Genomic DNA, 4,973 nt, shown 5'->3' on the forward strand with positions numbered 1-4,973 from the left:
CACGTTCAGGCGGCAGAACACGCTCGGGCGGCAGATCACGCCGCGGCGGCACACGGACCATCCTCATGAGAGCTGACGCCCCCGAGGACTCGCCTGGCGGCTCCGAAGACTCGTCTGACGTCCCCGAGACAGGTCCTGAGTCCCCCGAAGACTCGTCTGAGACCAGGACGGATCGGGCATGAGAAATACGGCCATTCCGCTGCGGGTGCTGCTGGGCATCTTCATCATCGCACTGCTCATCCTCGGGCTCCCTCCGGCGTCTCAAGCGAGCATGAGCGAGAACGCAAACACCAGCACGGACGCGAGCACGAGCGCAAGCACCAGCTCGGACACGAACACGAGCGCAAGCACCAGCTCGGACGCGAGCGCGAGCGGGGACGGATCCGACTACCCCGGAAGGGGGACCACGGAAGGATCGGCCGCCTCGGCGGGGAATGCACCGATCCTCATCGGGGTCTCCGGCTTCAGCTTCGAAGACCTCGATCCGCGCACCACGCCGAATCTGTGGAAGATGATGAAGTCCGCACAGATCGGGACCATCACCCCGCGCAGCGTGCGAGCCACCAGCTGCCCGGTCGACGGATGGCTGGCTGTGGGGTCGGGACGACGCGCTGCCGATGAGCCGCGCGAAGAGTGCCGTCAGCCTGCCCCGCCGCTGGACGGATGGGTCGCGGACTGGGACGTCTACTCCCAGGTGGCGCGTGGCGACAACTACGACGCCGGGCTCGGCGGACTCTCCGAGTCGGTACCGAAGATCCAGGCTTTCGGCCCCGGCGCCGCCATCGCCGCAGCCACCCCGAACGGACACGTTCGCGGTTGGTCACCCGTCGGCGAGGATCTCGCGGAGAAGGCCACCCAGGCCTCGGAAGACGGCGAGCTGTCACTGATCGACCTCGGCAACACCACCGTGGACGGATACTCCCTCAAGGCCCTCGACAAACGTGTCGGCACGATCCTTCAGGCCAACGGATGGATCGACGGCGACGCATCCCAGGGGCTGTCATCGGGGCAGACCCCGGTGATCTTCTCCTCGATCGCGGATGGAGCCAACAAAGGTTCTTCGATGCAAGCGGCGATGGCCCTCGACCCCGGTGGCGAGGCCGGGCTGCTGACCTCCTCGTCGACACGGCAGCCGGGCCTCGTCCAGGTGCCCGACATCGCGCCGACGCTCGTTGAGCTCAGCGGCGGCGAGCCCATGGACAATGTGGCCGGAGCCCCGATGACCCACGACAGCGCCGGCAGCACGTGGGAATCGCGCTTCCAGACGGTTCTCGATCGCCAGGTGGCGGTCACAACCCAGCACGAGCTGTCCACCTGGTTCTTCCCCGTCATCGCCTCGCTCATGGTCGGACTCCTGGTCCTCGCCTGGTTCCTGCGCAAGAACCACCGCGCTCTCGTCCATTCGGGTGCCTACCGCCTGGGCATCGTCTTCGCTGCGATGCCGGTATCGACGTATCTGGTCAACACCGTGCCCTGGGAACGGGCCACGAACCCGGATATCGCGATGCTGGGAGCCTTGGCCGGCTGGTCGCTGATACTGGGCGCCATCGCCCTGTTGGGGCCGTGGCGCGGGCACAAGTTCGGGCCGGTGCTCTTCGTCTGCGTCGTCACGGTCCTCGTCCTCGCCTACGACGTGATGAGCGGCTCGCGGCTGCAGATGTCGACGCTGCTGGGCGAACCGCTGCTCATCGCGTCGAGGTTCTACGGGATCGGCAACTCCGCGCTCGCGCTCTACTGCTGTGCCCTGCTGCTGGCGGTCGCCGGATTCGCGTCGATGACACAGCGCCGAATCGTGCGAATCCTCATCGTCACGATCCCGGTCCTCGTCTCGGCCGTGATCTTGGCGGCCCCGGGGCTGGGCACGAAGTTCGGTTCCGTGCCGACGCTGATCATCGGTGTCGCCTATCTCGTCCTCGCCGCCGCGAGCATCAGATTCTCCCTCAAACGCATGGGTCTGACGGTGGGGATCGCCGGCTTCGTCATGCTGGCGGTGCTGTTCATCGACTGGCTGCGTCCCGCCGATCAGCGCACTCACTTCGGCCGGTTCTTCGACTCCATCATCAGCGGCGAGGCCTTGGGCGTGTTCGCGCGCAAGATCGGCATGAACATCGACATCCTGACCCAGTCGTGGATGACGCTGGTCCTGCCGCTCATCATCATCGGCGTGTTCTGGCTGGCGCTGGCACCGCAGCGTTTCTCGCTGCACGGCATGTCCGCCGCCTATGAACGGATTCCGCTGCTGCGGGCGGGCATGATCAGCCTCGCCATCCTGCTGGGCGTGGGCACGATCATCAACGATTCGGGAATCGTCGTCCCCGCCGTGGGCATCCTCTTCCTCGTTCCAGTGCTGGTCCACCTCGAAACCTTCGAGACGAGGCAATCAGACGACAGCGACGCTCAGACGAAACCGATCAGATCCGCCTGATCGATTCCGCCTGACCAGGTCCATCTGGCCAGGTCCGCCTGAACGTCGCAGGTGCGATCTCAGTCGGTGCTGCGCGTGTGACTCACACGGTGATCGTGCGTCACACCGTGGTCTTGCGCCGTCGCACCATGGTCACGGCCATGCTGCCTGCGACGATGAGCGCGAGTGCCGCCGCCACCAGATTCAGGGCTTCGAAGCCGGTGCGGGGCAGGTCCCCGCCGTCCTTCGAACCGTCGGCGTTCGCTTCGCTGCCGTCGGCATTCGCCGAGGTGGCCCCGGAGGCGTCCGCGTTCGAGCCGTCGGCATTCGCGTCCGTTCCAGAGGCGTCGGCGCTTGCCTCGGCGACGCCGTCGGCATTCGCATCCGCCCCTGCGCCGTCGGCTGCGCCCTCGGCGCTGCCGTCATCGCCGGCCGCCGCGGTCGCCTCGTCGGCGACCTGTGCCGTCGCCTGGAACTCGTGGCTGAGCGGCAGCGGGTTGTCATCCCACCATTCGGCGTCCCCGGCCTTCAGCCCCACCTCGACGGTGACCTCACCGGTGGCGTCGGCGGGTGCTGTGACGGTGATGCCGACATCGCTGACACCGGCAGGGATCGCTTCCAAGGTCATCGTCTTCGCCGCAGCATTCACCGTGACCTCGGGAGCCTTCGCGGTGGTCGACTTCGCGGTGGTCGACTTCCCCGCCTCCGACGCGGAGTCAGGGAGGCTGACGGTGTAGCCGGCGGGCAGATCGACGCTCACGTCCACGGGTCCGGCGATCTCCGCCTCGGCGGTGGTGTTGAGGACGAAGTCCTTGCTCTCACCGGGCTCGATGCCATCGTCGGGGGCGTTGAGGTCGACCGCGAGGTCACCGTTGTCGATGACGTCCTTGGTCAGGTCCGCCTGGCGTTCGTCCTTGTCCGGAGGAACGGGGGTGTTCTTCTCGAAGTAGTCCACCCAGGTTTCGAAATCCGTGGCCCCGGAGAGCTCGAACTCCCCCTTGGTGAAGGAGGAGAAGTTGTCTCCCCCGGCGGCGAGGAAGCTCAGGGTCGCGACCCTGTACTCCTTGCTCGGGTCGATGGTCTTGCCCTCGACCTCGATCGACTTCACCCGCTCTCCCTTGGCCGCGTTGGAGTCGTAGACGACCTCGAGTTCATCGGAGATGCCCAGATGCAGGAACGGACGCGAGGCCTCTGCCGGCTGCCACTGCTCTTCGAACAGGCCGATGACGTCGGAGCCCTTCATCGTCACGACCCCGTGATCGTTGGCGAAGGGCAGCACGTTGCTGAGTTCAGCGGCCGTGACCTCGCACGTGTCTTCGTTGTTGTAGATGTCATCGCATCTGAGGTCGGTGCGCACTCCACCGGGGTTGGTGATGCCGAAGTCCGCGGACTCGAGCTGTGTGTCCTCGACCCCGTCTTTGAGGGCGTCGGCGACGAGGTTGCCCAGGGTGCTTTCGGCACCGCGATCATCGATGAGGTCGCCGTTCTCGTCCGTCTTGGGGTTGCCGTCCGCGTCGAGCACGAACGCCCGGTCGATGTCCTCGGTGATCTCACCGGCGACGACCGAGCCGGGGACCTTGGCCTTCTCCTCCGCGGTCTCGATGATGGACGTGACCTCGTCGACGACGGGTGAGTCGAAGGTCTTGTCCTTCGTCGGCAGCAGGCCGGTCTTCTCCGTCGTCCAGTTGCCGTTGTCGTCGGCTTCGAGTTGGACCTGTCCGACGACCGAACCGTAGCTGCCAGCTTCGAGGACGGGACGCGTCCGATCGGGTTCGCCCGGCACCGGGGCGTCGAAGGAGTAGGGCAGGTGCGTGTGACCGGTGAAGAGGACATCGACGGAGGCGTCGGCCTTCGTGACCAGTTTCTTGAACTCGGCGTTCGATGCCTCGGCCGCCTCCAGGCTGTCCGTGGCAGACGCGCCGAGGTGGGCCTCGACGACCGTCATGTCCGGCTGATCGTCTGCGGGAAGCTCCTCGATCTCGCCGACGACCCGGTTGACGGCATCCGTGGGGTCACCGAAGTCGAGATCGGCGATGCCTTCGGGTGAGACCAGTGACGAGGTGTCCTTGGTGACGACGCCGATGACGGCGACTTGGACGTCGCCGACGTCGATCATGGTGTATTCGTCGACCCCGTCGACGACGTCGGTGGAGTTCTTGTCGTAGACATTGGCCCCGAGGTAGGGGAAGTCGGTTTCCGCAGAGACTCTGCCCGTGAGCTCGTCGATGCCCTTGTCGAACTCATGGTTGCCGACCGAGGAAGCCTGCAGCCCCAGCGCGTTGAGCACATTGAGGGTGGGGGTGTCCTGCTGTGAGGAGGAGACGTAGGTTGAGGCGCCGATGTTGTCACCGGCCGACAGGAGCCCGGTCCCGGCCGCACCGTCCTGGCCCGCATAGGCGGCGCGCTGCGCCTCGACCACGGAGGCGACCTCGGCGCCGGCTTCGGAGATGCGTCCGTGGAAGTCGGTGATGTTGAGCAGCTGGACCTTCGTTCCCTCGGCCGCCTGCCCGGATGCGTCCTGACCGGTGGAGTCCTCATCGTTGACGGCGGAGTCAGGGCCGTCGGCTGC

At 66.3% G+C, this 4,973-nt stretch carries 3 protein-coding genes; 2 read left to right on the plus strand and 1 reads right to left on the minus strand.

Annotated features, from left to right (window positions below; all coding sequences use genetic code 11):
• Together L0G76_RS13995 and L0G76_RS14000 are read left to right on the plus strand one after the other, a co-directional pair.
• Nucleotides 1-182, plus strand: a 182-nt coding sequence (locus tag L0G76_RS13995) for a hypothetical protein (protein ID WP_304357777.1), incomplete at its 5' end; no start/stop codon positions are given.
• Nucleotides 179-2,425, plus strand: a complete 2,247-nt coding sequence (locus L0G76_RS14000) for a hypothetical protein (RefSeq protein WP_304357778.1) — start codon at nucleotides 179-181, stop codon at nucleotides 2,423-2,425. The genes L0G76_RS13995 and L0G76_RS14000, both read left to right, overlap by 4 nt.
• A 100-nt stretch (nucleotides 2,426-2,525) precedes the next feature.
• Here L0G76_RS14000 and L0G76_RS14005 read toward each other — a convergent pair.
• Nucleotides 2,526-4,973 (minus strand): bifunctional metallophosphatase/5'-nucleotidase (locus tag L0G76_RS14005; protein ID WP_304357779.1); only part of this gene is annotated, 2,448 nt, incomplete at its 5' end.

The organism is Brevibacterium picturae, assembly GCF_030453725.1.
Taxonomy (GTDB): Bacteria; Actinomycetota; Actinomycetes; order Actinomycetales; family Brevibacteriaceae; genus Brevibacterium; species Brevibacterium sandarakinum_A.

Excerpts from the sequence above, each read along its gene's own strand:
- L0G76_RS14000 (WP_304357778.1), top strand. The coding sequence starts at position 179 with ATGAGAAATACGGCCATTCCGCTGCGGGTGCTGCTGGGCATCTTCATC.